Here is a 23380-nt window from a genome sequence, read left to right as displayed (position 1 = left end):
CAACGGGCCGGGGCAGGCTTGTAACGAAGGGGACAGGTTTTGTCACCAACCTGTGACATGGATATCGATGTTGAATGGGCCGACGCCTTCGCGAGCAAGCCCGCTCCCACAGGGGACCGCGTTTCTCCAGATGGAATACAGTCACCTGTGTGCGGGCTTGCTCGCGAAGAACGATAACGCGGTCTATCTAGTCGGCACTGCGCGGCAATTGCAACGTCACCCGCAACCCACCCTCACGCAAATTCTGCAACGTCACCTCACCGCCATGGCTATGGGCGATGTTGCGCGCAATCCCCAAGCCCAATCCGTAACCCTGCTGCTGCCCCGCCAAGCGGAAGTGCGGCTCGAACACCTGCTCCAGGCGCTGCTGCGGCACGCCCGGCCCTTCATCGTCGACGTGCAGGACAAACGCATGCTCGTCGTCATCGATGTGCAGATGCGCGTTCTGTCCGTACTTCAACGCGTTGTCGATCAGGTTGCCGATGCAACGCTTGAGCGCCAACGGTTTGCCCGGATACGCCGCCAGCGCTCGTCCGTTCTGGGTCACGCGGCCATTGCCGTTCGGTGCCAGATACGGCTCCACCAGACAATCGAGCACATGATTGAGATCCACCGGTTCGATGTTCTCGTGGATGTCGGTGTCTTTCACGCATTGCAATGCGCCTTTGACCAGCAACTCCAGCTCGTCGAGATCGCGACCGAACTTGGCTTGCAACTGTTCGTCTTCCAGCAACTCGACGCGCAAGCGCAGGCGGGTGATCGGTGTGCGCAGGTCATGGGAAATCGCGCTGAACAACTGGCTGCGTTCGGTCAGATAACGGCTGATGCGCTCGCGCATGGCGTTGAACGCACGGCCCACCTCGACCACTTCACTGCCGCCGCCCTCGGCCACCGGTTCGACATCGGCGCCCAGCGACATCTCCCGCGCGGCCCGCGCCAGGCGCTTGAGCGGTCGGCTTTGCCAATGCACCAGCAAACCGATGAACAACAGCAGAAAACCGCTGGTGAGGACGATGAACCACACTTGCTGCGAGGGCAGGCCTTGCTCTTCAAGACTGGTGTAGGGCTCGGGCAACAAGGAGGCGATATACAGCCATTCGCCCGGCGCCATTTGAATCTGGGTGACCAGCACGGGCGGATTGACCGGCTCCAGCGTCAGCGCGTAATGCGCCCAGGAGCGCGGCAACTCATCGAGTTTGAGCCCCGCGTTGAAAATCCGCAGATCCTCGGGGCTGACGAAACTCACGGAAATGTCGGTGTCCTGTCCCAGCGATTGACGCAGCACTTCATCCACGGCTTTCATCACGGCGGCTTTACGCGGCGTGACCGGCAACACGTCCATGCCCAGCGGTTTGTCGTTGAGCGTCACGACAAAACGGGTGCCGCCCATGCTGCGCAACTGGTCGAGCACCAGCGGCCGATACGCCACCGGCAGCGAACGGAAATAACTGACGCTGGCCGTCATCGAATGCGCCAGGCTGCGGGCGCTGGTGACCAAGCCTTCCAGTTGCGTGGCACGCAGTTGCGATACCCAGATCACACTCGACAACGTCTGGGCGAACAGCATCGCCAGAAGCGTCAGCAACAACATCCGCCCCAACAGCGAACGCGGCACCGGCGCTCTGGCTGCGAGCTTGCGCAGGGACTCAGTGACCATTGCCGGCAACCACATTGGCTGCCAATTGGTAGCCGCTGCCGCGCACCGTGCGGATCAGTCGCGGCGGTTTTTCCGTATCGCGCAGGCGCTGGCGCAAACGGCTGACCGCCATGTCGACGATACGATCGAGGGGCATCAGATCACGGCCACGGGTGGCGTTGCCGATGGTGTCGCGGTCGAGGATTTCCTGCGGGTGATCGAGGAACAGTTTGAGCAAGGCGAAATCGGCGCCGGAGAGAATCACTTCCTCACCGTCGGTGTGGAACAGCCGATGGCTGACCATGTCCAGCCGCCATTCATCGAAGGCCAGCACTTCACTGCCGCTGCGCTCCTGACCGAATTGCGCCCGACGCAGCAAGGCTTTGATCCGTGCTTGCAGCTCACGAGGGCTGAACGGTTTACCAAGGTAATCGTCGGCGCCCAGTTCCAGACCGATCACTCGATCGGCTTCGTCGGAACTGGCGGTGAGCATGATGATCGGCACCTGCGCCTGACGCGGATGCTGACGCACCCAGCGGCACAGGCTGAAACCGTCTTCATCGGGCAGCATGACATCGAGGATCACCAGATCGCTCGGCGCCTCGTTGAGCGCCTGACGAAAACTGGCGCCATCGGCTGTGGCCCGGACCTGAAACCCGGCGCGGGTCAGGTAGGTGTCCAGCAACTCGCGTATCTCCTGGTCGTCATCGACCAACAAAATCGACTTGTTGACTGAGCTCACTTCGAAGGCATCCTTGTTGTTGGAATTGGGGCGGATTATGCCTCAAGCATCGAACGTACAAACACCACAGAACCATTGTGGGAGCAAGCCCGCGCCCACATTTCTGGCCGTGTTTCAGGCCCGAATCGATTGATCGAGGGCCACACCGGCACCGACAAGGCCGGAATACGGCGCTGTCACCAGCCACACCGGAATGCCCTTGAAGTAATCGCTCATGCAACCCTTGTCGGCAAAGCTGTGGGCGAAACCGCTTTGGACAAAGAAATCGGCAAAGCGTGGAATCACGCCGCCAACGATGAATACCCCGCCGCGCGCGCCCGTGGTCAGCACGTTGTTGCCGGCCACACGCCCGAGCCAGCAGCAGAATTGCTCCAGCACTTGCAGGGCAATCGGGTCACCCGCCAATCCTGCAGCGGTGATCGCTTCCGGCGTATCGAGTGTTGGCTCATGCCCATCCACCGCGCAGATCGCCCGGTAAACCCGAGGCAAGCCGCCGCCGCTCAATGCGGTTTCCGCGCTGACGTGGCCGATCTCGTTATGGATGTGCTGCCACAGCTGGGTTTCACGCAGGCTGCTCAACGGCAGATCAACGTGACCGCCCTCGCCCGGCAACGCGGCAAAACGACCGTCACCGAGATCGAGCAAGGTGCCGACGCCAAGGCCTGTGCCTGGGCCGATCACCACGGCCGGACGCAACGGCTCCGGCGTGCCTTCGCACACCACGCGGAATTCGCCGGGCTGCAATCGGGTCATGCCCAACGCCATCGCCGAGAAGTCGTTGATCAGCAGCAGTTGCTCGACCTGCAAGGTCTTGCAGAACGCCGTGCGGCTAAGGCGCCAGTGATTATTGGTGAACTTGAATTCATCGCCACTGACAGGGCCGGCCACCGACAGGCACACCGAACCGATCGAACCCGGCGCCAGACCGAGGCCGCTCAGGTACAGGCTGATTGCCTCTTCCGGGCTGGCATGGTCGGCTGTGGCCAGCACCTGAACCGATGCCAGCTGCTGGTTTTTCCACAACGCAAACCGCGCGTTGGTGCCTCCGATGTCACCGACCAAAGCCAGTTTCAATTAAGCGTCTCCAGGGCAGAAGTGAAGGCGCTGGCGCCCTGCTCCGCCGAGCTGAAGGCCATACGCATGAAGCCGAACAGTTCGCGACCGCTGCCGATGTTGTTGCCCAACAGGCCTTTGGCGGGTTCGCGCGCGGCAAATTCTTCGGCGTCCACTTTGAGTTCCAAAGTACCTTTGACGCCATCGACGCGGATGATATCGCCCTCTTGCACCCGCGCCAAAGCCCCACCGACATAAGCTTCAGGACTGACGTGAATCGCCGCCGGGATTTTCCCCGAGGCGCCGGACATGCGCCCGTCAGTCACCAGCGCGACTTTGAAGCCACGATCCTGCAGCACGCCAAGGAACGGCGTCATCTTGTGCAGTTCCGGCATGCCGTTGGAACGCGGCCCCTGGAAGCGCATCACCGCGACAAAATCCTTCTCCAGCAAACCGGCCTTGAACGCGTCGGCCAGGTCCTGCTGATCCTGGAACACCATGGCCGGTGCTTCGACGATCTGGTTTTCCAGCGCCACGGCGGACACCTTCATCACGCCGCGTCCGAGGTTGCCTTCCATCACCCGCAGACCACCCTCCGAGGAGAAGGCACGGGCCACTGGACGCAGAATATTTTCGTCGAGGCTTTCGATCGGGCCTTCGCGCCAGACCAGTTCGCCGTTATCAAGGAACGGCTCTTTGGTGTACTGGCTCAAGCCATGGCCGAGCACGGTATTGACGTCTTCGTGCAGCAGCCCGGCTTCGAGCAGTTCACGGATCAGGAACGACATGCCGCCCGCCGCCTGGAAGTGGTTGATGTCGGCTTTGCCGTTCGGATAGACGTGGCTGAGGGTTGGCACGACTTCGGAGAGGTCGGCCATGTCTTGCCAGGTCAATTGAATGCCCGCCGCCATGGCGATGGCCGGCATGTGCAGGGTGTGGTTGGTCGAACCGCCGGTGGCGTGCAGGGCGACGATCGAGTTGACCAGCGACTTCTCGTCGACGATTTCGCCGATCGGCATGAAGTTGCCGTTCTGCTTGGTCAGACGCGTGACTTGATGCGCGGCTTCGCGGGTCAGGGCGTCGCGCAGCGGTGTGTTCGGGTTGACGAAGGAGGCGCCTGGCAGGTGCAGGCCCATGACTTCCATCAGCAACTGATTGGTGTTGGCCGTGCCGTAGAAGGTGCAGGTGCCCGGGCTGTGGTAGGACTTCATCTCCGATTCCAGCAGCTCTTCGCGGGTCGCCTTGCCTTCGGCGTACTTCTGCCGGACGTCGGCTTTTTCCTTGTTGGATATGCCCGAGACCATCGGCCCGCCCGGCACAAAGATTGTCGGCAGATGACCGAAACGCAGCGAGCCCATCATCAGGCCCGGCACGATCTTGTCGCAGATGCCGAGCATCAGCGCGCCGTCGAACATGTTGTGCGACAACGCCACCGCCGTGGACATGGCGATCACTTCGCGGCTCGGCAGGCTCAACTCCATGCCCGGCTCGCCTTGGGTCACGCCGTCGCACATCGCCGGTGTACCGCCGGCAAACTGGCCGACCGAGCCGATTTCGCGCAGGGCATTTTTGATTTGTTCCGGAAATACTTCGTACGGCTGATGCGCCGAGAGCATGTCGTTATATGAAGAAACAATGGCGATATTCGCCGAGTTCATCATCCGCAGGCTGTGCTTGTCTTCGCTGCCGCACCCGGCCACGCCGTGGGCGAAGTTGGCGCATTGCAGCTTGCCGCGCATCGGCCCGTCAGTCGCGGCGCCGTGAATCAGTGCAAGGTAAGCCTGACGCGTGGCGCGGCTGCGGGCGATAAGCCGTTCGGTGACCTCAAGGACGCGGGGATGCATGTGTAGAACTCCAGGCTAACGGATGTGGCGACCTGATTGTCTATGCTGATCAAACACCGTTGTTGTTGGAATGACAGACGGTGTTTTTGATCATTCGGACCAGTTGATTCAGGTCACTCGTTGTAGATAAAACAAAATATTGCCACTAAAAAGGCTTGTTTTCTATTTTTATGCGAATAATCTTGTAATTCCAACAACAAAACGACGGCGGCGCTGTTTCATGACTCTTCGAATCGCAATCAATGGTTTTGGCCGCATCGGCCGTAATGTCCTGCGCGCACTGTATACCCAAGGCTACCGACAGGATTTGCAGATCGTCGCCATCAACGATCTGGGCGACAGCTCGATCAACGCGCATCTGCTCAAATACGACACCGTTCATGGCACGTTCGACGCCGAAGTGGCGCATGACAACGAAAGCCTGACCGTCAACGGCGACCGCATTGCCGTCAGTGCCATTCGCAACCCGGCCGAACTGCCATGGGCGGCGGAAAAAATTGACGTGGTGTTCGAATGCACCGGGCTCTTTACCGACCGTGCCAAAGCCGCCGCGCATATTACTGCCGGCGCGCGCAAAGTCATCATTTCGGCCCCGGCCAAAGGCGCCGACGCCACCGTGGTCTATGGTGTGAACCACGACATTCTGCGCCAGTCGCACCAGATCATCTCCAACGCTTCGTGCACCACCAACTGCCTGGCGCCTGTGGCGCAGGTGTTGCACCGCGAGCTGGGAATCGAAAGCGGCCTGATGACCACCATTCACGCCTACACCAACGATCAGAACCTGACCGACGTCTACCACACCGACCCGTACCGCGCTCGCTCGGCCACGCAGAACATGATCCCGAGCAAAACCGGCGCCGCTGAAGCGGTGGGCCTGGTGCTGCCGGAACTGGCCGGCAAACTGACCGGCATGGCCGTGCGTGTACCGGTGATCAATGTGTCGCTGGTGGACCTGACCGTGCAGTTGAAGAAAGAAGCCAGCGCCGAGGAAGTCAACGCGCTGCTCAAGGCTGCCAGCCAGCATTCGAAAATTCTCGGCTACAACACCTTGCCGCTGGTTTCCAGCGACTTCAACCACAACCCGCTGTCGTCGATCTTCGACGCCAACCACACCAAATCCAGCGGCAAACTGCTGAAGGTGCTGGCCTGGTATGACAACGAGTGGGGCTTCTCCAACCGCATGCTGGATAACTGCCTGGCGTTGTGCAACGCGGAGTAAGCCGCACTCCCCATGTGGGAGCGGGCTTGCTCGCGAAAGCGGTGGTTCAATCGATCGATGAGTCACCTGACACGACGCCTTCGCAAGCAAGCCCGCTCCCGCAGGTTGGCGATTTCAATCTGAAATCAAGGCTTGACCATTTGACTGGATGATAAGCATTATCATTCGCCTCAAATGGATCAGGTCCTCCCGTGAGTCAATCGCGCTTCAACCATGTCTTCCTCACCCAGCGCACTTCGTTGCTGCGCACGCTGGAACGGATGGTCAACAATCACAGCACCGCTGAAGACCTGTTGCAGGAAACCTACCTGCGCGTGACGCGGGCGCTGAGCGAACGGGCCATCGACCACCTCGAACCCTTTGTCTTCCAGACCGCGCGCAATCTGGCGCTGGATCATTTGCGTGCGCGCAAGATCCATTCGCGCACCATGGTCGATGACGTGCCGCAGGACGTCGTGCACAGCATCGCCGCCCCTGCCAGCAGCGCCGAAGACGCCGCCCACGCCGAACAATTGCTCGAACGCTTGAACGTGAGTCTCAGTCAATTGAGCCCCCGTCAGCAGCAGATTTTCATCCTCAGCCGTCTGCACGGGCACAGCTATCAGGAAATCGCCGACGAACTGAAGGTGTCGCTCAGCACCGTGCAAAAAGAATTGAAACTGATCATGACCATTTGCATCGGTGTCGCCGAACGCTTGAATGGCGACTGAGGCTGTAGGCTCTTTCCGTAAGCGCCAGGTTCGACTGCACTGAGCTTTGTGCTTTGTTACCCTTGCCCGACTTTTACGCTTCACTAAAAAAACAGCCGTGCGCAGACACTGCCGAGGAAACACCGTGACGGACACCCACCGCTCGCCTTCGCCGGAATCGGCGCGGGACGCTGCAAACGCAATGGACCAGGCACTGGACTGGCTCATCGTGCTCGGCAGCCCGGACGAGGAACAGACCCGGCAATTTCATGCCTGGCTGGCGGCCGATCCGTTGAATGCCGAGGCGTTCGCCAAAGCCCAGGCGATCTGGGATGGCCCGCAGATCGCTCAGTGCGCGCAAACCCTGGCGGCGGCGCCTGCGAAAGTCAGCGTCCTCAGCCGTCTGCGTCCACACTGGAAACCACTGGCCACCGCTGCGGTATTGCTGCTCGGTCTGTTCAGTTTCAGCAATGTGCCCCTGCGCATCCAGGCCGATCACCTGACCGTGGTCGGCGAGCGTCAGCGTCTGCAACTGGAGGACGGCTCGAAAGTCCTGCTCAACACCAATTCGGCATTCTCCAGCACCATCAACGATCAACAGCGCGTCGCGCGGTTGTTCCAGGGCGAGGCGTTTTTCGAGGTTGCCGGCAGCCGCAAGCAACCGCTGGAAATCGACGCAGGCCCGGTCAAGGCCAGCGTGCATGACACCGCCTTCGCCGTGCGTTACCTGGACGGCGTAGCGCAGGTCAACGTGCAACGCGGCGATGTCGATTTGCGCGCTACGCATAACGATGCCCGGGTGCGTTTGTCTGCCGGGGAAAGTATTCGCATCGGCCCCAACGGATTCGACCGCCCGGCCAAACTTGATGCATCGACCGATCTGGCCTGGGTGCAAGGCCGACTGGTGTTCGAGAACTGTCCGCTGAATCAGGTGCTGGCCGAACTGCGCCGCTACTATCCGGGCTGGATCATCAACACCAACGAGCAGTTGGCTGATGTCGCCGTGACTGGCAATTACCGCCTCGACCAGCCACTGGACGTGGTGCGTTCCCTCGCTCACATCACCTCGGCGCGCCTGCAGGAATTCCCGGCGCTGGTGATCCTGAACTAAATGAGAATTATTTTTACTCGATAGCCAAAGCGCGTTCGTCTCGTTATAGCCAATGCAATTGATTCGCATCTTCGGACGCCAATCAGCACCTATAAAGATTCGTGCGACACGGAGCGCTATCGATGTCCTCTCGCCTTACCCGCCAGACTGCTTCCCCTTCCCGCGTGTTGTCGCTGCTGACCGCTGCCATCCTCATGGCCGGCACCGCACCGCTCATGGCTGCCACCGAGCAACCGACACGCAACATGGGTGATTACTCGTTCTCGATTGGCCAGCAACCGCTGGTGTCGGCACTGAATGCCTTCACCGCCGTCACGGGTTGGCAAGTCGGCCTGCCGGCAGAATTGGCTCAGGGCGTGTCGTCGCCGGGCGTGCGTGGCTCGCTGTCACCGGAAAAAGCCCTGGAGCGCCTGTTGGTGGGGACCAACCTGAGCGTTCGCACATTGAGCAAAAACAACGTCGTGCTGGAGATGCGCCGTACCAGCGGCGCACTGAATCTGGATCAAGTGACCATCAGCGCCACCCGTCAGGAACAATCGGTCAAGAGCGTGCCGGCCACCGTCAGTGTGCACACCCGTGAAGAACTGGATCACAACAACGTCAACACCCTCAAGGATCTGGTGCGCTATGAGCCGGGCGTCTCCGTCGGCGGCGCCGGCCAGCGTGGCGGCATCAGCGGTTACAACATCCGCGGCATCGATGGCGACCGCATCCTGACTCAGGTTGACGGTGTCGAAGTACCGGACGGGTTCTTCAACGGCCCGTACGCCAAGACCCAACGCAACTACGTCGACCCGGAAATCGTCAAACGCGTCGAGATCCTCCGTGGCCCGGCCTCGGTGCTGTACGGCAGCAACGCCATCGGCGGCGCGGTCAGCTATTACACCCTCGATGCGGACGACATCATCAAGCCTGGCAAAGACGTCGGCGCCCGCCTTAAAACCGGTTACAGCTCGGCCGATGAGAGCTGGTTGAAGTCCGCCACCGTCGCCGGCCGCGCCGATCAGTTCGACGGTTTGCTGCATTACAGCCAGCGGGACGGCCATCAAACCGATGCCTACGGCAGCAACCACGGCACAGGCCTTGAGCGCACCGCCGCCAACCCGGAAGACGTCAAGGCGAGCAACGTACTGGCCAAGATCGGCTGGAACTACAACGAAGATTCGCGCTTGGGCCTGACCTACGAAAAGTACAAGGACGACCGCGACACCGATCAGAAAAGCGCCTACGGCGGCCCGTACTTCAATGGCGCCCCGACCATCCCCGACAGCCTGCTGCCCGGCGGCATGTACCAGTGGCGCACCGGCAACGACACGATCACTCGCGAGCGTTTCGGCATCGAACACAGCTTCGCCCTCGACAGCCTGCTGGTCGACAACGTGAAGTGGAGCCTGAACCACCAGATCGCCAAGACTGACCAGCGCACCGAAGAGTATTACTACCCGATGACCCGCAAAGTGCTGCGTACTCGCGACACGATCTACGAGGAAAAGCAGTGGGTGTTCGATGCGCAACTGGACAAGGCTTTCGCCCTCGGTGAGACCGATCACGTCCTGACCTACGGCACCACCCTCAAGCAACAGAAAGTCACCGGCTCACGCAGCGGCGACGGCAAGTGCCTGGCCGTGGGGCGTGGCTGCAGCGCAATCGGAGCGACCAGTGCCGCTGACGTACTGAAGAAGGCCAGCGACTTCCCGGACCCGACCATCAACACCTACAGCGTGTTTGCTCAGGATCAGATCAGCTGGAACGACTGGACCTTCCTGCCGGGCCTGCGCTACGACTACACCGAGCTCAAGCCGCACATCACCGAGCAATTCCTCAATACCGTAAACGCCGATCGCCAGGGGACGGTCAGCGACAAGAACAAGACCTGGCATAAGGTCTCGCCCAAATTCGGCCTGACCTACGCCTTTAACGAGCACTACACCTGGTACGGTCAGTACGCCGAGGGCTTGCGCACACCCACCGCGAAAGCGCTGTACGGTCGCTTCGAGAACAACACCACCGGTTACACCGTGGCGCCGAATCCGGGCCTTGAGCCGGAAAAAAGCAAAAGCTATGAAACCGGTCTGCGCGGCAATTTCGAATCCGGCTCGTTCGACGTGGCGGTGTTCTACAACAAGTACCGCGACTTCATTAATGAAGACGCGGTCAAGCCGGGCGACGACGCGTTGACCTTCCAGAGCAACAACATCAAGCACGCGACCATCAAGGGGGCGGAAGTCAAAGGCCGTCTGAACCTGGACTCGTTTGGCGCCCCACAAGGCCTGTACACCCAAGGCTCGATTGCCTATGCCTATGGTCGCAACAACGACAACGGCGAACCGCTCAACAGCGTCAACCCGCTGACCGGCGTGTTCGGCCTGGGTTACGACCAGGACCACTACGGCGGCCTGCTGAGCTGGACCGTGGTGAAGAAAAAGGATCGTGTCGACGACAGCAACTTCAAATCGCCGGATGGCGTCAGCAGCCAGTTCAAATCGCCGGGCTTCGGCATTCTGGATCTGACCGGGTTCTACAAAGTCACCAACGACGTCACCGTCAGCGGCGGCATTTACAACCTGACCGACAAGAAATACTGGCTGTGGGATGACGTGCGCGGTTACGACAGCGTCGGCGAAGCCTCGGTAACGCAACCGGCCAACCTTGATCGACTGACCCAACCGGGCCGCAACTTCGCGATCAATCTGATCTGGGACATCTGACCCGGCCGACCTCACGGCGCGTGTACACGCACCGCGCCGTGATTTTTTTTTACGCGCCAGCGCTGGCCCGTTCGTCTCGTTATCAAGCGCCTCTTCTATCAAGGACAACTCATGACCCCTTCGGGAAAAGCCCTGCGTTCGCAACGCCTGAACCAGATCACTCACGCACCGCACACCAAGCTCGACGCGCTGGTCAAAGCCCACGCACCGTTCGAAACCCGCGCCAACTTCGCCCGTTTTGTCATTGCGCAGTACCTGTTCCAGTCGGAACTGGTTGAGCTGTACAACGATGCCGAACTGACCGCGATCATGGCTGACTTGCCGGCTCGGTGCCGCGCCGAAGCGGCCAAGGCTGACCTGGCGGATCTGCACACCGACGTGCCGGCCCCAGTGGCCGGCGCGCTGAAAAATCCGAGCAAGGCCCGCGCCCTGGGCTGGCTCTTCGTCTGCGAAGGTTCCAAACTCGGCGCGGCGTTTTTGATCAAACGCGCCGAGGCGCTGCAATTGAGCGAAACCTTTGGTGCCCGTCACTTGGGTGAACCGCAAGGTGGACGCGCCGAAGGCTGGAAGCGTTTCGTCAAAACCCTCGACTCATTGGTGTTCACCGCAGAGCAAGAGGCCGACGTGGAGCAAGGCGCAATCGACGCCTTTAACCGCTTCACCGTGCTGCTGGAACGGGCTTATGCGACTGAAGCAGAAATGGCCTGACACTTCCCCTCTGGGAGTTGCATAAGCCTGTAAGATCCCGATCCAGCTTCATAAACCACGCGCTGAGCCCATGCCGCCACCCGCCTCCTCCAAACTCGCCCGCCTGCTGTTCGGCCTCTTGGCCTATGTCAGCCTCGGCATCGGCCTGATCGCCATCGTCGTGCCCGGCCTGCCGACCACCGAGTTCATCCTGCTCGCGGCCTGGGCGGCGACCCGCAGTTCGCCGCGCCTGAGCGCCTGGCTGGAGAACCATCGGCTGTTCGGACCGATCCTGAGCAATTGGCGCAACGGCAAGATCATTGCGCGCAAGGCCAAGGTCAGCGCCACGATCAGCATGCTGCTGTGTGCGACGTTGATGCTGGTGCTGCTCGATCACGGCTGGCCGGTCTATCTGGCCATTGCCGGGATGAGCCTGGGCAACCTGTGGATCTGGTCGCGACCGGAAACCACCCCGTCACCACGCTGAAACTTCCCTGTAATCAAGCCTTTTTTCGGCACATTCTCCTGCGCAAACGTTTAACGATGACCGTTCGTCGACACTGCCCTCATGCGCCCCCGCCTCGCGCCGATGTGCATTGAAAGGCGCTGAATGGATTTGGCGATCAGGGTCACTCCCGCCGTGGCCAACCGCTCATTCATTCGCGAGAACGCCCATGTTCGACTCTCTTTCCATTCGCCTGAAAATCGTCCTGCTCTCTGGTTTGTGCCTGCTCGGTGTGGTCGCGCTGATCGTCGGCATGAACATTTACCAGACCAACCAGAACGACAAACTGCTCAGCCACTCCAGCAGCAAGATGCTCACCGCCAGCGTGGAGAACCTGCTGCAAGCCAAAGCCGCCGAGCAAGCGGTGCGTGTGCAGAAAACCTTCGGCGAAAGCCTGACCGTGATCACGGCGCTTGCCGACCAGATCAAGGACATGCGCGTGATGGCCGCCAAGCGTTCGCTGGAGGCTGGCGCGCTGCGTGAAGAGTTGAACCAGAGCCTGAAAACGGCCTTCGAGCGCAACGACAAAGTGCTCGGCATCTGGCTGGCATTCGAACCCAACGCGCTGGACGGCAAGGACGGCGAGTTCGCCAATGACGCCGCCCGTCAATCCAACGAAGCCGGACGGTTTGCCAGTTACTGGAGCCGCGCCGCCGGCTCGGCGCTGAACACGGTCATGGTCGAAGAAGACATGACCAAAACCACGCTGAGTGTCAGCGGTACGCCGTACAACAGTTGGTACACCTGCCCTCGCGACAACAAGCGTACCTGCCTGCTCGACCCGTATGCCGACACTGTCGGCGGCAAGGAAATGCTCATGACGACCATTTCCGTGCCCTTGATCGTCGACGGCAAAGCCATCGGCGTGGTCGGTGTCGACATCGCCCTCAACGCCCTGCAGGCCGCCGCAGTGGACTCCCAGCGTGACTTGTTCAACAACGCCGGGCACATACTGATTGTCTCGGGCAGCGGTGTGCTGGGGGCCGACAGTGCCGACGCCACCAAGGTCGGCAAGACGATCATCGACACCCTCGGTGCCGATGGCAAAGACGTGCTGCAACTGATCGGCAGCGGCACACCGAAGATTCTCGAACAGGGCGACCTGATCCGTGCGGTGTATCCGGTCGATCCGATCGGCAACTCCCGGGCCTGGGGCGTGGTCATTGATCTGCCCAAACAAGTGTTGCTGGCCGACGCGGTCAAGCTGCAAGCAGTGCTGGATGAGGCGCACACAACCGGCATGATCACGGCGCTGTTGGTGGCCGTTGTGGCCGGCGTGATCGGCCTGCTGCTGATCTGGCTCACCGCTTCGGGCGTCACCCGCCCGATCAACAGCGTCGCCCAGATGCTGAAAAACATTGCCAGCGGCGAAGGCGATCTGACTCAACGTCTGGACTACACCAAGAAGGATGAACTGGGCGAGCTGGTGAACTGGTTCAACCGTTTCCTCGACAAACTGCAACCGACCATCGCTCAGATCAAGCAGAGCATCACCGAAGCCCGTGGCACCGCTGATCAGTCCTCGGAAATTGCCCGCCAGACCAGTGAAGGCATGCAGGTGCAGTTCCGCGAAATCGACCAGGTCGCCACCGCGTCCAACGAAATGAGCGCCACCGCCCACGATGTTGCCAACAGTGCCTCGAACGCGGCCAATGCGGCGAAAGGAGCCGACCAGTCGGCGAAGGACGGTATGTCGATCATCGAACGCAGCACCCGCGATATCAGCCAACTGGCCGACGAAGTCAGCAAAGCGGTGACCGAAGTCGAGGAGTTGGCGGTCAACAGCGAGCAGATCGGCTCGGTGCTGGAAGTGATCCGCAGCATCGCCGAACAGACCAACCTGCTAGCCCTCAACGCTGCCATCGAAGCGGCCCGCGCCGGTGAGAGCGGTCGCGGCTTTGCGGTGGTGGCAGACGAGGTGCGCAACCTGGCCAAACGTACCCAGGACTCGGTGGAAGAAATTCGCGTGGTCATCGAACGCATCCAGACCGGCACCCGTGGCGTGGTCGCGACCATGCATTCAAGCCAGACCCAGGCGCACAACAACGCCGGGCAGATTCGTCAGGCTGTGGATGCGCTGGGCAAGATCAGCGATGCGGTGACCGTGATCAGCGACATGAACCTGCAAATCGCCAGCGCCGCCGAACAGCAAAGCGCCGTGGCCGAAGAGGTCAATCGCAACGTTTCGGCGATCCGTACGGTGACTGAAACCTTGACCGAGCAAGCCACTGAATCGGCGGCAATCAGCAGCCAGCTCAATGCCCTGGCCAGCCAGCAGATGAAGTTGATGGATCAGTTCCGCGTCTGAACATCGCCACGGCCACCTGTGGGAACGGGCTTGCCCGCTCCCACAGGGTCAGCGTTCATCCGTCAGCACTTTCATCTGACCAGACAACGTTTTGCACTATCATCGCCCTCTCGCTCCGGAGGGCCTTCGATGACTGATTTACTCACGTCCATTCAAGCCGCACTCGGCCTGCCGCACACGCCGATTGCCTTCACCGCCAGTGGCGCCCTGCCCTCGGCGTTCGCCGTGACCGACCTGGCCTGCGCCAGCATTGCCGTTGCCGGGCAGGCCATCAGCCAATTGCTCAATCAACAGACGGGCCGTTTGCCGGCCGTTGAAGTCGACCGCCGGTTAGCCTCGTTCTGGTTCGCCACCTCGCTGCGCCCGATTGGCTGGCAAGTGCCGCCGCTGTGGGACCCCATCGCCGGTGACTATGCCACCCGGGACGGCTGGATTCGCCTGCACACCAACGCCCCGCATCATCGTGCTGCCGCTGAGAGCGTGCTGGGTATCTGTGCCGATCGTGCAGCGATGGCCGCAAAAGTCGCGCAATGGAACAGCCAGGATCTGGAGCAAGCAGTCGTTGACGCCAAGGGCTGTGCCGCGCAGATGCGCAACTGGGCGCAGTGGCAACAGCATCCGCAAGGGTTGGCGGTGAATGCCGAGCCGCTCGTCCATTTCATCTGCGATCAGCACCCATGCGGCAAACCCTGGCAGGGCTCGGTGGCGCAACCGTTGGCCGGGATCAAGGTTCTGGACCTGACCCGCGTACTCGCCGGCCCGACCGCCAGCCGGTTCCTCGCCGGTCTCGGCGCCGACGTGCTGCGTATTGATCCACCGACCTGGAACGAACCCGGGGTTGTGCCGGAGGTGACGCTCGGCAAGCGCTGCGCCCGCCTGGATTTGCAGGTGCCGGCGGATCGCGCGGTGTTCGAGACGTTATTGCAGGACGCCGACATTCTGCTGCACGGCTACCGCGCCGATGCGTTGGAGAACCTTGGGTTTGGCGTTGAGCGGCGGCGGCAACTGGCGCCGGGGCTGATCGACGTCGGCCTCAATGCCTATGGCTGGAGCGGCCCGTGGCACAACCGCCGCGGCTTTGACAGCCTGGTGCAAATGAGCAGCGGCATCGCCGAGGCGGGACAGCGCTGGCAGCACGCAGACAAACCGACGCCTTTACCGGTGCAGGCGCTGGATCACGCGACCGGTTATCTGATGGCGGCGAGTACGATCACCTTGCTCAGCGAACGGTTGCGCAGTGGTCGCGCAGGATCGGCACGGTTGTCGCTGGCGCGTACGGCGAAGCTGTTGATCGAGCATGGACGGGGCACCGATGAAGCGCTACGCGCCGAAGATGATCAGGATAAGGGCCTGCTCGTGGAACAGACCCCGTGGGGGCCGGCGCATCGCGTGCAAGTGCCGGTGAAGATCAGCGGCACACCGCTGCAGTGGGCGTTGCCGGCCACCGAACTGGGTTCGCATCAAGCGCAGTGGCGATGAACTTTCGGGCCCCTTCGCGAGCAAGCCCGCGCCCACATTTGACCGAGTTTCTTCTGACGGAACGCGATTGAGTGTGTGTGCGGGCTTGCTCGAGAAGACGGCCGCACCGACACCTGCGATTCAGGGTCAATCTGTGCGGCTCGTCAGCCTCACAACGACAGCACCCCGCTGTACAAGCCGTAAGCCGCCAGCCCCGCGCCAATGATCACGCAGGTGAAAATCCCCTTCTCGACAGGGGTGAACAGCGGCTCGCCCTGTTCATGCTTGGCCTTGGCAAACAGGATCACCCCCGGCGCATACAACAGCGCCGACAGCAGCAGATATTTCACCCCGCCGGCGTACAACAACCACACCGCATAACACAGGGCGATGCCACCGATCAGCAGGTCCTTGGTGCGCTCGGCCGAGGCGTGTTCGTAGGTTTCGCCGCGTCCGCTCAACAGCACGGCGTAGGCGGCCGACCACAGGTACGGCACCAGAATCATCGACGACGCCAGATAAATCAGACGGGTGTAGGTGCCGGCCGAAAACAGCGTGATCAACAGGAAAATCTGGATCATCACGTTGGTCAGCCACAACGCATTGACCGGTACATGGTTGGCGTTTTCCTTTTTCAGGAACGCCGGCATGGTCTTGTCCCGGGCCGTGGCGAAAAGAATTTCGGCACAGAGCAACGCCCACGACAGCAATGCGCCCAGCAACGAGACCGCCAGGCCAATGCTGATCAGCAACGCGCCCCACGGCCCGACGATGTGTTCCAGCACCGCCGCCAGTGACGGGTTCTGCAGGGTCGCCAGTTCCGGCTGGCTCATGATCCCCAGCGACAACACGTTGACCAGCACCAGCAGCGCCAGCACACCGATGAAACCGATCACCGTGGCACGGCCAACGTCGCTGCGTTTCTGCGCCCGCGCCGAGTACACGCTGGCGCCCTCGATGCCGATGAACACGAACACCGTCACCAGCATCATGTTGCGTACCTGATCCATCACCCCGCCGAAACTCGGATTGCTGTGGCCCCAGATATCACGGGTGAAGATGTCAGCCTTGAACGCCAGGGCGGCGATGACGATGAACAGGATCAGCGGCACAATCTTGGCCACCGTGGTCACCTGATTGATGAACGTCGCCTCCTTGATCCCGCGCAGCACCAGAAAATGCACGCCCCACAGCAGCACCGACGCGCAGCCGATAGCGATGGGCGTGTTGCCCTGGCCGAACACCGGAAAGAAGTAGCCGAGGGTGCTGAACAGCAGAACGAAATAACCGACGTTGCCCAGCCACGCGCTGATCCAGTAACCCCACGCCGAGGAAAACCCCATGTAGTCGCCAAATCCGGCCTTGGCATAGGCATAAACGCCTGAGTCCAGTTCGGGCTTGCGATTGGCCAGGGTCTGGAACACGAACGCCAGGGTCAACATGCCGATCGCGGTGATCCCCCAGCCGATCAGAATCGCCCCGGCATCGGCGTGCGCCGCCATGTTCTGCGGCAGGGAAAAAATTCCCCCGCCAATCATCGAACCCACCACCAGGGCGATCAACGCCCCCAGTTGCAGCTTTTGCGTCGGTTGCGACATTTCAATCTTCCTTTTTCCCGGATCGACGGTGGCCGCTCACTCATCACATAGTCGCTATTTAACTAAACGGGTAAAGCGCAATTACGTTTATTGAATAACACCGATTAGCGCCTTTTATAGAAAACGGCCGTGCACTTTCTACGCGCTGATCCGGATTATTCGATTCTGTACTGAAAACAGATGCTGAAATTTGCCAAACCCTGAAAAAGAACTAGCGTCATAGCTCCAAAGAAACAAGGACAATTCTCAATCATATTGATCGAAAGCCTCTGGAACGGGACTTTCCGGCGAAAGCTTTATGCCATCAGTCATTTCGTAAGTCATTCATTAACAATGAAATGTGACCTTCAACTGATCCACGTCAGCAGTTTGAACAGATAACAGAACTACGCTGTGATCTCTTCTCTCCTGCAATGGAGTCATGCAATGTCTGAAACTCCCGGAAAACTACGATTAGGCGCATTGGTTGCCTTGGTAGTCGGATCAATGATCGGTGGCGGGATATTCTCTTTGCCACAAAACATGGCCGCCAGTGCCGACGTCGGTGCGGTGCTGATCGGTTGGGCCATTACCGCTGTCGGCATGCTCACCCTCGCTTTTGTTTTCCAAACCCTCGCCAATCGCAAGCCTGACCTGGACGGCGGCGTGTACGCCTACGCCAAGGCCGGATTCGGCGATTACATGGGGTTCTCGTCGGCCTGGGGTTACTGGATCAGCGCTTGGCTGGGTAACGTCGGCTACTTTGTTTTGCTGTTCAGCACGCTCGGTTACTTTTTTCCGGTGTTTGGCGAGGGCAATACCGTCGCCGCGGTGATCGGCGCGTCCGTGCTGCTGTGGGCGGTGCACTTTCTGGTGCTGCGCGGGATCAAGGAAGCGGCGTTCATCAACCTGGTGACCACCGTCGCCAAGGTGGTGCCACTGCTGCTGTTTGTATTGATCGCCGTCTTCGCGTTCAAACTGGACATCTTCACTGCTGACATTTGGGGCGTGAAAAACCCTGATCTGGGCAGCGTGATGAACCAGGTGCGCAACATGATGCTGGTCACCGTGTGGGTGTTCATCGGCATCGAAGGCGCGAGCATCTTCTCGGCGCGGGCGGAAAAACGTTCCGACGTCGGTAAGGCCACCGTGATCGGCTTCATCACCGTGCTGCTGTTTCTGGTGCTGGTGAACGTGCTGTCGCTGGGCATCATGACTCAGCCGGAACTGGCCAAACTGCAGAACCCGTCGATGGCCGCCGTGCTTGAACATGTGGTCGGTCACTGGGGTGCAGTGCTGATCAGCGTCGGCCTGATCATCTCGCTGCTGGGGGCGCTGCTGTCGTGGGTGCTGCTGTGCGCAGAGATCATGTTCGCCGCCGCCAAAGACCACACCATGCCGGCGTTCCTGCGCAAGGAGAACGCCAACCACGTCCCGGTCAACGCCTTGTGGCTGACCAACGCGATGGTGCAGGTTTTCCTGATCATCACCCTGTTCTCGGCCAGCACTTACCTGTCGCTGATCTACCTCGCCACGTCGATGATTCTGGTGCCCTACCTGTGGTCGGCGGCGTATGCCCTGCTGCTGGCGGTGCGCGGCGAAACCTACCAAGGCTTCGCCGCTGAACGGCGCAAGGATCTGATCATCGGCGCGATCGCCGTGATCTATGCGGTCTGGCTGCTGTATGCCGGCGGGATCAAGTACCTGCTGCTCTCGGCCCTGCTCTACGCCCCCGGCGCGATCCTGTTCGCCAAGGCCAAACTGGAACTCAAACAAGTTGTTTTCACGAACGTCGAGAAGCTGATTTTCGCCTCGGTGGTCGTCGGTGCCCTGGTGGCAGCCTACGGCCTGTATGACGGCTTCCTGACTCTGTAGCACCTGATTGATTTGTTATCTGGAGGATCACTGAAATGACCACGGAAAAAGTTAAGTACGGCGTCCATTCCGAAGCCGGCAAACTGCGCAAAGTCATGGTTTGCTCCCCAGGTCTGGCCCATCAGCGGCTGACCCCGAACAACTGCGATGAACTGCTGTTCGACGACGTGCTGTGGGTCGCCCAGGCCAAACGCGACCACTTCGACTTCGTCACCAAGATGCGTGAACGCGAGATCGACGTGCTGGAAATGCACAACCTGCTGACCGATATCGTCGCCATCCCTGAGGCACTGGACTGGATCCTCGACCGCAAGGTCACCGCCGATTCGGTGGGCCTGGGCCTGATCAGCGAAGTGAAGTCCTGGCTGCACAGCCTCGAACCACGGCACATTGCCCAATACCTGATCGGCGGCGTCTCCGCTGATGACCTGCCGGACAGCTTCGGTGGCAAGACCATTCAGATGTTCCGCGACTTCCTCGGCCACTCCAGCTTCATTCTGCCGCCGCTGCCCAACACCCAGTTCACCCGCGACACCACATGCTGGATCTACGGTGGCGTGACGCTGAACCCGATGTACTGGCCGGCGCGTCGTCAGGAAACCCTGCTGGCCACCGCCATCTACAAATTCCACCCGCAATTCACCAACGCCGATTTCGAGATCTGGTACGGCGACCCGGACAAGGATCACGGCAGCGCGACCCTTGAAGGCGGCGACGTCATGCCGATCGGCAACGGTGTCGTTCTGATCGGCATGGGCGAGCGTTCTTCTCGCCAGGCCATCGGCCAACTGGCGCTGAACCTGTTCAAGAACAAAGCCGTGGAGAAAGTCATCGTGGCCGGCCTGCCGAAGTCCCGCGCAGCGATGCACCTGGACACCGTGTTCAGCTTCTGCGACCGCGACCTGGTGACGATATTCCCGGAAGTGGTCAACCAGATCGTGGCGTTCACTCTGCGACCTGACGAAAGCAAACAGGGCGGCATCGATATCCGCCGCGAAGAATCGAGCTTCCTCGACACCGTGGCCAAAGCCCTCAACCTCAAAGCGCTACGTGTGGTGGAAACCGGCGGCAACAGCTTTGCCGCCGAACGCGAGCAATGGGATGACGGCAACAACGTGGTAGCCGTGGAGCCGGGCGTGGTCATCGGCTATGACCGCAACACCTACACCAACACCCTGCTGCGCAAGGCGGGCGTTGAGGTCATCACCATCAGTGCCGGGGAACTGGGCCGTGGTCGTGGCGGCGGCCACTGCATGACCTGCCCGATCATCCGCGACCCGATCGACTATTAATTTTTTGACTAATGACGACCCGACGCTGTGAACGCGTAGCGAGCGCAGGAAAGACAAGGCGAAGGCGCACAGCCTGCAGTCGCTTTCCCAGTGTCGGGCAAGGAGATCCATCATGGCTTTTAATATGCGCAACCGCAGCTTGCTGAGTTTGATGCACCACACCACTCGCGAGATCAACTACCTGATCGACCTGTCCCGCGACCTCAAACGGGCCAAGTACACCGGCACCGAGCGTCCACACCTGCAAGGCAAGAACATCGCGCTGATCTTCGAAAAAACCTCGACCCGCACCCGCTGCGCATTCGAAGTCGCGGCCCACGACCAGGGTGCCCACGTCACCTACATCGATCCGGTGTCGTCGCAGATCGGCCACAAAGAAAGCATGAAAGACACCGCCCGCGTTCTCGGCCGGATGTTCGACGCCATCGAATACCGTGGCTTTGAGCAGGAAATCGTCGAAGAGCTGGCCAAGTTTGCCGGTGTGCCGGTGTTCAATGGTTTGACCGCCGAATTCCACCCGACGCAAATGATCGCCGACGCGCTGACCATGCGTGAACACAGCGACAAGCCAATGCACGAGATCAGCTACGCCTACCTCGGCGACGCTCGCTACAACATGGGCAACTCGCTGTTGATGATCGGCGCCAAGCTCGGCATGGACGTGCGCATCGCCGCGCCGAAAGCGCTGTGGCCGCACGCTGACTTCATCGCCCAGTGCATGGCGTTCGCCGAAGAAAGCGGCGCACGCATCACCATCACCGAAGACCCGAAAGAAGCGGTCAAGGGCGTCGACTTCATCCACACCGACATCTGGGTGTCGATGGGTGAGCCGGTGGACGCCTGGGACGAGCGCATCGAGCAACTGCTGCCGTACCAGGTCAACCCCCAAATGATGAAAGCCTCCGGCAACCCGCGCGTGAAATTCATGCACTGCCTGCCGGCGTTTCACAACAGCGAAACCAAGGTCGGTAAAGACATCGCCGCGCGCTATCCGCACCTGGCCAATGGCGTTGAAGTGACCGAAGACGTCTTCGAATCCCCGGCCAACATCGCCTTCGAGCAAGCGGAAAACCGCATGCACACCATCAAGGCGATTCTGGTGTCGACGCTGGCTGATCTCTAAGACCCGGCCCGCTCTCACTGAAGAAACCGGCTGTAAATGTGGGAGCGGGCTTGCTCGCGAAGGGGCGATATCAGGCGACATTGATGGAGCCTGACACACCGCCTTCGAGAGCAAGCCCCCTCCCACAAGGGCCCGGTTCCGACAGCAAGATCGAGTCGTTTGCCATTCCTCTGTCTGAGAAGGACTGCACCATGCGTATCGTCGTAGCGTTGGGCGGTAACGCCCTGCTTCGCCGTGGCGAGCCGATGACCGCTGACAATCAGCGCGCCAACATCCGCGTCGCCGCCGAACAAATCGCCAGGATCCATCCCGGCAATCAATTGGTCATCGCCCACGGCAATGGCCCACAAGTCGGCCTGCTGTCGTTGCAAGCGGCGGCCTATACCTCCGTCAGCCCGTACCCGCTGGACGTGCTCGGTGCCGAAACCGAAGGCATGATCGGCTACATCATCGAACAGGAACTCGGCAATCTGCTGGACTTCGAAGTGCCGTTCGCCACCCTGCTGACCCAAGTCGAAGTCGACGCCAACGACCCGGCGTTCCAGAACCCGAGCAAACCCATCGGCCCGGTTTACGACAAGGCTGAAGCGGAAAAACTCGCCGCTGAAAAAGGCTGGGCGATTGCACCGGACGGCGATAAATACCGCCGTGTGGTGGCCAGTCCTCGGCCCAAACGCATCTTCGAGATCCGCCCGATCAAGTGGCTGCTGGAAAAGGGCAGCATCGTGATTTGCGCCGGTGGTGGCGGCATCCCGACCCTCTATGACGAACACCGCAAACTCAAGGGCATCGAGGCGGTGATCGACAAGGATCTATGCTCCTCGCTGTTGGCCGAACAACTGGACGCGGATTTGCTGGTGATCGCCACCGACGTCAACGCCACGTTCATCGACTTCGGCAAACCCAGCCAGAAAGCCATCGCCCAAGCGCATCCGGACGAACTGGAGCGCCTGGGCTTTGCCGCCGGCTCCATGGGGCCCAAGGTACAGGCAGCCTGCGAATTCGCCCGCCATACTGGCAAGGTCGCCGTGATCGGCTCGCTGGCGGACATCGAAGCGATTGTCCAGGGCAATGCGGGTACGCGAGTCAGTACAGCGAAACCCGGTATCACTTATCGATAATCAGAAACTCCGGGGGCAGGCGTAAGGTCTGCCCTTCTCCCATGCCTTGAAAGGAGAGATCCATGGCCCAGTTTGTACCCGGTCATCTGCACATCGAACGGCACGCGCTGAACAAGGACGATGTCAGCTACGACCTGTGCCTTGACTACGAAGTGTTCACCGATCCCAAAGAGGGCAAAGGAATGCAGTTCACAATGCACGGCAGCATTCAGGGCAAGGACATGAAAGAGACGTTCTTCCTGCCCAAGGATCAGGCTTACAACTTCGCCAGAGACATGACCAGAATTGCCGAGAAGTACGGGATTCCCAAGACGCATGCCAGCATTGGCTCGGTGCACAAGCACTACGACGCGATGTTTGAAGATGTACGGGCGCAGTTGAATATGAAATCCGGGGACCCGGTGAAGCCCGAACACCTCGAATAACCCG

The 23380-nt window shown here is 60.5% G+C and carries 18 protein-coding genes and 1 pseudogene; 14 read left to right on the top strand and 5 right to left on the bottom strand.

The window, feature by feature from the left end:
• Positions 1-187 precede the first annotated feature (187 nt).
• The 4 genes from AACY18_RS15045 to edd all read right to left on the bottom strand — a co-directional run bounded on the left by AACY18_RS15045 (position 188) and on the right by edd (position 5275).
• The gene (locus AACY18_RS15045; RefSeq protein WP_221730716.1) at positions 188-1657 is read right to left on the bottom strand and encodes an ATP-binding protein; all 1470 of its coding nucleotides are present in this window, start codon (positions 1655-1657) and stop codon (positions 188-190) included.
• Entirely contained in the window at positions 1647-2378 is a 732-nt protein-coding gene (locus AACY18_RS15040; RefSeq protein WP_221730715.1) for a response regulator, read from the bottom strand. Before AACY18_RS15040 ends, AACY18_RS15045 begins: the two co-directional genes overlap by 11 nt.
• Before the next feature lie 114 nt (positions 2379-2492).
• Positions 2493-3452 carry a glucokinase gene (locus tag AACY18_RS15035; protein ID WP_339430950.1) on the bottom strand — a complete coding sequence of 320 codons (960 nt, stop codon included), beginning with the start codon at positions 3450-3452 and terminating at the stop codon, positions 2493-2495.
• Positions 3449-5275, bottom strand: a complete 1827-nt coding sequence (gene edd / locus AACY18_RS15030; RefSeq protein ID WP_339430951.1) for a phosphogluconate dehydratase — start codon at positions 5273-5275, stop codon at positions 3449-3451. The genes AACY18_RS15035 and edd overlap by 4 nt, the downstream gene beginning before the upstream one ends.
• 220 nt (positions 5276-5495) lie before the next feature.
• Here edd and gap point away from each other — a divergent pair, with 220 nt between their 5' ends.
• From gap to AACY18_RS14990, 9 genes and pseudogenes are all read left to right on the top strand, one after another.
• On the top strand, positions 5496-6497 hold the full coding sequence (gene gap, locus AACY18_RS15025) for a type I glyceraldehyde-3-phosphate dehydrogenase (RefSeq protein ID WP_339430952.1): 1002 nt from the start codon (positions 5496-5498) through the stop codon (positions 6495-6497).
• Positions 6498-6688: 191 nt separating this feature from the next.
• Positions 6689-7207: an RNA polymerase sigma factor gene (locus AACY18_RS15020; RefSeq protein ID WP_339430953.1), complete on the top strand. Its 519-nt coding sequence runs from the start codon at positions 6689-6691 to the stop codon at positions 7205-7207.
• Positions 7208-7331: 124 nt separating this feature from the next.
• Complete coding sequence (locus tag AACY18_RS15015) at positions 7332-8297, top strand: FecR family protein (RefSeq protein ID WP_339430954.1); 966 nt, start codon at positions 7332-7334, stop codon at positions 8295-8297.
• 122 nt (positions 8298-8419) lie between these two features.
• Positions 8420-11005 carry a TonB-dependent receptor gene (locus AACY18_RS15010; RefSeq protein ID WP_339430955.1) on the top strand — a complete coding sequence of 862 codons (2586 nt, stop codon included), beginning with the start codon at positions 8420-8422 and terminating at the stop codon, positions 11003-11005.
• Between the two features lie 111 nt (positions 11006-11116).
• Positions 11117-11713 (top strand): biliverdin-producing heme oxygenase, encoded by a 597-nt coding sequence (locus AACY18_RS15005; protein ID WP_339430956.1) that lies wholly within the window; start codon positions 11117-11119, stop codon positions 11711-11713.
• Between the two features lie 70 nt (positions 11714-11783).
• Positions 11784-12179, top strand: coding sequence for a YbaN family protein (locus AACY18_RS15000; RefSeq protein WP_339430957.1), 396 nt, complete (start codon positions 11784-11786; stop codon positions 12177-12179).
• A gap of 187 nt (positions 12180-12366) precedes the next feature.
• Positions 12367-13647: pseudogene (locus AACY18_RS28080) on the top strand (PDC sensor domain-containing protein); the annotation flags it as partial.
• 102 nt (positions 13648-13749) lie between these two features.
• A complete protein-coding gene (locus AACY18_RS28075) occupies positions 13750-14505 on the top strand; it encodes a methyl-accepting chemotaxis protein (protein ID WP_401159821.1) in 756 nt (251 codons plus the stop codon).
• Between the two features lie 129 nt (positions 14506-14634).
• On the top strand, positions 14635-15984 hold the full coding sequence (locus tag AACY18_RS14990) for a CoA transferase (protein ID WP_339465253.1): 1350 nt from the start codon (positions 14635-14637) through the stop codon (positions 15982-15984).
• A 149-nt stretch (positions 15985-16133) separates the two neighbouring features.
• Here the strand turns inward: AACY18_RS14990 and arcD (AACY18_RS14985) are convergent, their stop codons facing one another.
• Positions 16134-17561 carry an arginine-ornithine antiporter gene (arcD, locus tag AACY18_RS14985; protein WP_339430960.1) on the bottom strand — a complete coding sequence of 476 codons (1428 nt, stop codon included), beginning with the start codon at positions 17559-17561 and terminating at the stop codon, positions 16134-16136.
• A 426-nt stretch (positions 17562-17987) separates the two neighbouring features.
• Between arcD (AACY18_RS14985) and arcD (AACY18_RS14980) the strand changes: the two genes are divergently transcribed.
• From arcD (AACY18_RS14980) to AACY18_RS14960, 5 genes are all read left to right on the top strand, one after another.
• Positions 17988-19415, top strand: coding sequence for an arginine-ornithine antiporter (gene arcD / locus AACY18_RS14980; protein ID WP_339430961.1), 1428 nt, complete (start codon positions 17988-17990; stop codon positions 19413-19415).
• Between the two features lie 35 nt (positions 19416-19450).
• On the top strand, positions 19451-20707 hold the full coding sequence (gene arcA, locus AACY18_RS14975) for an arginine deiminase (protein ID WP_339465252.1): 1257 nt from the start codon (positions 19451-19453) through the stop codon (positions 20705-20707).
• A gap of 112 nt (positions 20708-20819) precedes the next feature.
• Positions 20820-21830, top strand: a complete 1011-nt coding sequence (locus AACY18_RS14970; RefSeq protein ID WP_339430963.1) for an ornithine carbamoyltransferase — start codon at positions 20820-20822, stop codon at positions 21828-21830.
• 191 nt (positions 21831-22021) lie between these two features.
• On the top strand, positions 22022-22951 hold the full coding sequence (gene arcC / locus AACY18_RS14965) for a carbamate kinase (protein WP_339430964.1): 930 nt from the start codon (positions 22022-22024) through the stop codon (positions 22949-22951).
• Between the two features lie 62 nt (positions 22952-23013).
• On the top strand, positions 23014-23376 hold the full coding sequence (locus AACY18_RS14960) for a DUF5064 family protein (RefSeq protein WP_339430965.1): 363 nt from the start codon (positions 23014-23016) through the stop codon (positions 23374-23376).
• Positions 23377-23380 lie beyond the last annotated feature (4 nt).

Origin of the sequence: Pseudomonas sp. EA_65y_Pfl2_P74, assembly GCF_963970575.1 — a bacterium.
GTDB classification, from domain to species: Bacteria; Pseudomonadota; Gammaproteobacteria; order Pseudomonadales; family Pseudomonadaceae; genus Aquipseudomonas; species Aquipseudomonas baetica_A.
The sequence above is the reverse complement of the archived record's forward strand: the minus strand, read 5'-3'. Positions and strand labels throughout refer to the sequence as shown.